The organism is Mesorhizobium sp. M4A.F.Ca.ET.020.02.1.1, assembly GCF_004022645.1.
Lineage (GTDB): Bacteria > Pseudomonadota > Alphaproteobacteria > Rhizobiales > Rhizobiaceae > Mesorhizobium.
On record NZ_RZOI01000487.1, the window covers coordinates 1 to 4,716 of the forward strand.

5 protein-coding genes and 1 pseudogene are annotated in these 4,716 nt (G+C 63.3%); 2 read left to right on the forward strand and 4 right to left on the reverse strand.

What is annotated here, in order from left to right; all coding sequences use genetic code 11:
• Positions 1-20 precede the first annotated feature (20 nt).
• Positions 21-215, reverse strand: a pseudogene (locus tag EN742_RS24805) (hypothetical protein); the annotation flags it as partial.
• A 104-nt stretch (positions 216-319) separates the two neighbouring features.
• Entirely contained in the window at positions 320-1,723 is a 1,404-nt protein-coding gene (locus tag EN742_RS24810; RefSeq protein WP_128333400.1) for a hypothetical protein, read from the reverse strand.
• Between the two features lie 137 nt (positions 1,724-1,860).
• Between EN742_RS24810 and ilvA the strand changes: the two genes are divergently transcribed.
• Positions 1,861-3,117, forward strand: coding sequence for a threonine ammonia-lyase IlvA (gene ilvA / locus EN742_RS24815; protein ID WP_127406248.1), 1,257 nt, complete (start codon positions 1,861-1,863; stop codon positions 3,115-3,117).
• The gene (locus EN742_RS24820) at positions 3,114-3,671 is read left to right on the forward strand and encodes a DUF1697 domain-containing protein (protein WP_128333401.1); all 558 of its coding nucleotides are present in this window, start codon (positions 3,114-3,116) and stop codon (positions 3,669-3,671) included. The genes ilvA and EN742_RS24820 overlap by 4 nt, the downstream gene beginning before the upstream one ends.
• A gap of 11 nt (positions 3,672-3,682) precedes the next feature.
• Here EN742_RS24820 and EN742_RS24825 read toward each other — a convergent pair whose 3' ends face one another.
• Positions 3,683-3,973 (reverse strand): DUF2218 domain-containing protein, encoded by a 291-nt coding sequence (locus EN742_RS24825; RefSeq protein WP_126054341.1) that lies wholly within the window; start codon positions 3,971-3,973, stop codon positions 3,683-3,685.
• 131 nt (positions 3,974-4,104) lie between these two features.
• Positions 4,105-4,545: a VOC family protein gene (locus EN742_RS24830; protein WP_126054342.1), complete on the reverse strand. Its 441-nt coding sequence runs from the start codon at positions 4,543-4,545 to the stop codon at positions 4,105-4,107.
• Between the last annotated feature and the right edge of the window lie 171 nt (positions 4,546-4,716).

Sequence of the window (4,716 nt, forward strand, 5' to 3'; positions counted from 1 at the left end):
GCGTAGTTCAGCGTCGCCTAGCGCTCGCCGTCGAAGACCTTGTTCGGGTCGTCGGAACGCTTGCGCGTCGTGGCGATGAAGATCGAGTGGTTGCCGGCGATTTCTGTCACCGGCGTAGCCATAACGGCACTGCCGAGGATTTCCTCGGCTTTACGGCCGCCGCAGCCGGCCACCAGCAATGCAAGCGCAAGAATGCAAATCGTCTTCAAAGTCACGCCAAAATATCCAATCGGGCCCCCAAAGAGGCCGTCCACCCACCGCGATATCTCCCCGACAGCCGAAGTGCGGCGGAAGTAAGTCGTGTCCAGCCGAAAAGTGATCAGCGCCCGGCGACGGCCATTGCACTGTTGCGCGAAAGCCAGAACGGCGGCAGGAAGGCGGGAATGTTGGAGAAGGGCAGCACTTCCGGCTTCAGCCGGATGCCGAGCACATCGCCCATGAAGGCGCGGCGCGCCTCGATACGATTCCAGGCTTCCGAATAGCGCGCGGCGATCTCCTCGCGCAACGGTTCGTCGGCGAGCGCGATGCCGTCCTCGATGTTGGTGGTGAAATAATCGGTGCCGGTTGCGGGGATGATGTCGACCTGCAGCGCCATCCCCGATTTCAGTTGGATGCCGGAGCCTGAAAACACCGGCGAATGCATCCACTCGTCGATATGAATGAGATGGCCGGGATTGAGACCAACGCCGAAGAACGGGTCGCCGATGCGCTCGTGCACCGCTTTCCACAGCGCGCCGCCGGCGACACCGATGCCGATAGTCTCGTACCAGTCGACGGCGGCGGAAAAATAGGGCGCCACAAGCTTTTCGATGTAATCGCTTATGCCCCGCGGCAGCTCGGCGGCGCTCTCGACCAGGAAGCCGGCGCGGGCGTTTAGCGAACCCTGGATGCCGTAGGCCATGGTGATCGGATCGCCGCGCTTGATGATGTCGAGGCGGGGGCTCGGCAGCCCATAGGGGGCGCGCCTGCCGGCGGACAGCATCAGGTGGCAGCATTGCGGCAGGCCGTTGATGCCCATCAGCCGCGCCGCCTGCAGCTCGGTCATGTCGGGTTCGATGCCCTGGAGCACGTTGCGCAGGCCTTGCGAGGAGAAGGTCGCGGCGAATTCGAAGGACGCAAGCTGATCGGCCTCGTTGATCGCGCGCAGGCCGTCGGCAGGGTTCATCAAGAGATCGGCCGCATTCCGGACCGCGCCGTTGTTGCCGGCGAGCGCGCGCAGCGTGTCGGCGATGAAGGAGGGTAGGTCGAGCGTCGCCTCGCCAAAGCCGGCATCGCCAGCGCCGAACGACTTCCAGCCTATGGCGCCGATCCGGTGGCCCGACCTCAGCCCGCAAGCGGCCAGGATGTCCGGCAGCGCGTCGGAACGGTCGCGCGGCTGCGCCGGCAGCGAAAAGGTCTGGTAGAGGACGCGCTCATAGGGGCCGCCGCAGAGTTCGGCATAGCCCCAGCCCTCATTGCCGACCAGCAGTTTTGCTTCCCTGCCGGGAACGATGACCAGCAGCGTCTCCTCGAAGCGGGGGTCGTAGCCGCAGAGATAGGCGACGTTGGCGGCATGCTCGCGGTCGCCGTAGATGACGAAGCCATCGAAGCCGGCCTTCAAGCCGCGCGCAACCAGCGCTTCGATGCGCGCCTCGTAAGTGGCGCGTGGAATGAGCGGCATCACCGTCGGCTCGCCGAATTCCGGCAGCGACATGGTTTTCAGGGCAACCGACGCGACAGGCATGAACAAACGCCTCCAAGTGCTTGCAAATACCGGGAATGCCGGTAGCGGGGCTCATGGCCGGCGGACAATGGCCTTGCGGGACCGGATGTGCAATAGGCTTACATCAACCCGCCCAGTGCGCTTCGGGACAATTTGCCATGAACAGTTTTTCTTCTCGCGTTGCCACCGCCGCCGCCGCTATTCGCCAGATCTTCCCGGAAACGCCGCTGCAGGAAAACGACTATCTGTCGAAGAAAACCGGGGCGCGGGTGCTTCTCAAGCGCGAGGACCTGACGCCGGTACGCTCCTACAAGATCCGTGGCGCCTTCAATTTCTTCCGCAAGGCGCTGGCCGCCGGCAACAACGCCGAGCTGTTCGTCTGCGCCTCCGCCGGCAATCACGCCCAGGGCTTTGCCTTCGTGTGCCGCCATTTTGGCAAAAAGGGCGTGGTCTTTATGCCGGTGACTACGCCTCAGCAGAAGATCGACAAGACGCGGCTGTTTGGCGGCGACTTCGTCGAGATCAGGCTGGTCGGCGACTTCTTCGACGATTGCTATCGCGCCGCGTTCGAATTCGCGGAAAGCGGCGGCGCGCATATGGTGCCGCCCTTCGACCACAAGGACATCATCGAAGGACAGGCGACCGTTGCCTATGAGATCGCGGACCAGATGCCGGGCGCGCGCATGCCCGATATCGTCATGCTGCCGGTCGGCGGCGGTGGTCTCGCCGCCGGTGTGACGCACTACTTCGCCGACCAGCATCGCGAGGCGCGTTTTGTCTTCTGTGAGCCGGCAGGCGCGCCGAGCCTCAGCGAGAGCCTGTCCTCAGGCAAACGGATCAAGCTCTCCAAGGTCGACAATTTTGTCGACGGCGCCGCTGTCGCGGAGATCGGCCGTGAGCCGTTGCGGCATCTGAGGGAATTTGCCGCCGATGCGGTGCGGCTGATCCCGGAGAACCGGCTCTGCGCGACCATGATCGAGATGCTCAACGTTGAAGGCGTGGTGCTGGAGCCGGCAGGCGCCCTGGCGATCGATGCGCTCAAGGATTTTTCCCGCAAGGAGATCAGGGGCAAGACCATCGTCGCGGTGGTTTCGGGCGGCAATTTCGATTTCGAGCGGCTGCCCGACGTCAAGGAGCGGGCGCTGCGCTTCGAAGGGCTGAAGAAATACTTCATCATCCGCTTTCCGCAGCGGCCGGGCGCGTTGCGCGATTTCCTCGAAATGCTGGGGCCGGACGACGACATCGCCCGCTTCGAATATCTGAAGAAATCGGCGCGCAATTTCGGTTCGGTGCTGATCGGCATCGAGACCAAGGACCGCCGCAATTTCGATCTGCTGAGAGCGAATTTCGACGCCGAAGGCGTGCAATACCAGGACATCACCGACAACGAGACGCTGGCCGGGTTTATCATATGAGCGGGAAAGGAGCGGTCTTCGTCGCGCTGTTTTCCGGCATCAATGTCGGCGGCAACCGCATTGTCAGGATGGCGGAGTTGCGGACCTTCTTCGAGGAACTCGGCTTTTCCGATGTGGTCAGCTATGTGCAGAGCGGCAACGTCGTGTTCCGGTCAGCAAAGGGCGACGCCGCCGGTTTGACGAAAAAGCTGGAGGCCGCCTTCGAGAAGCAATGGGGGTTCCATTCGCGCATCATGGTGCGCGATGCCGGCTGGTTCGTGCGGCTGGTGAAGGAAAATCCCTATCCGGAGGTCTCCGACGATCCGGCCAAGCTGCATGCCTATGTGCTGGAGCGCGGGCCGACGACCGAGGAGATCGCGCGGCTCGCCGAAAAATGCACCGGCCCGGAGCGCTTCGAGGTCAAGCGCGACGTGCTTTACCTGCATGCGCCGGAGGGGCTCGGAAAATCAGTGTTCGCCAATCTCATTCCACGCACCCTGAAAGTGCCGGGCACAGCCCGCAACTGGCGCTCGGTGCTGGCGCTGGTCGAGATGGCGGGCCAGACAGGCGCTTGACGCCAATCGGCTCACGCGGCCTTCTGCCAGTCGAAGGTCAGTTCCTCGCGGAAGGCAAAGCGCTTGATGTGGTCGGCGACGACCGTTTCCAGGCGTTCGAGCGATGTCGCGTCGTCGGCTGCCACGGCGATATGGAGCGCTTTGGCATCGGCCTCCATCACCGTGCGTCCCAGCGACGTCAGGTCGATAGCGCCGTGGTGCGGGTCGAACTCGACCGGAAATTTGTGCGCCCAGTGCTTGCAGAGTTGCTGCAGGTAGCGGCTGGCATGTTCGGTGGCGACATCGGCGCGACTGGTCGGCATGGATGAATTTCTCCCGGCGGATCAAGAAAAACGCCAGCCTCGTAAAGCTGGCGTCATGAGCGGATAGATAGGCGCCGTCTGGCGAAGCGCCAGAGCTTGGCGGTTAAATTGCCGTGGGATTGGCGAAACGCCTACCAGCTGCCTGTGTTCGGCATCGAGGCCCAAGGCTCGGCCTTGGCCTTTGCCGGGCCCTTCTGCAGCAGCTCGATCGAGATCCCGTCCGGCGAGCGGATGAAGGCCATGTTGCCGTCCCGCGGCGGCCGGTTGATGGTGACGCCGCTGTCCATCAGGTGCTGGCAGGTGGCATAGATGTCGTCGACCTCATAGGCGAGGTGGCCGAAATTGCGGCCACCCTTGTAGTCCTCCGGGTCCCAATTGTAGGTCAATTCGACCAGCGGCGCCTTCTCCGCGATGCCGCTCTTCTCGTCTCCCGACGCGGCGAGAAAGATCAGCGTGTAGCGCCCCTGCTCGTTCTCGTAGCGGCGCACTTCCTTCAGGCCGAGCTTGTTGCAGTAGAAGTCGAGCGAGGCATCGATGTCGGCGATGCGGACCATGGTGTGCAGATAGCGCATGGGATCTTTCTCCGGGCGTTGCGTCGCGGCGGAACATAGGGGCCACCCGGCCAAAGGGCAATCGCCGGAACGCCGGAGCAAGAGGGGCAATCCGACAGTCAAGCCGAGCCGGAGCGCGGCACAGTCCGATTTTAGGACACGTCACCCCGGTTGCGGACATGCCGGCAAACG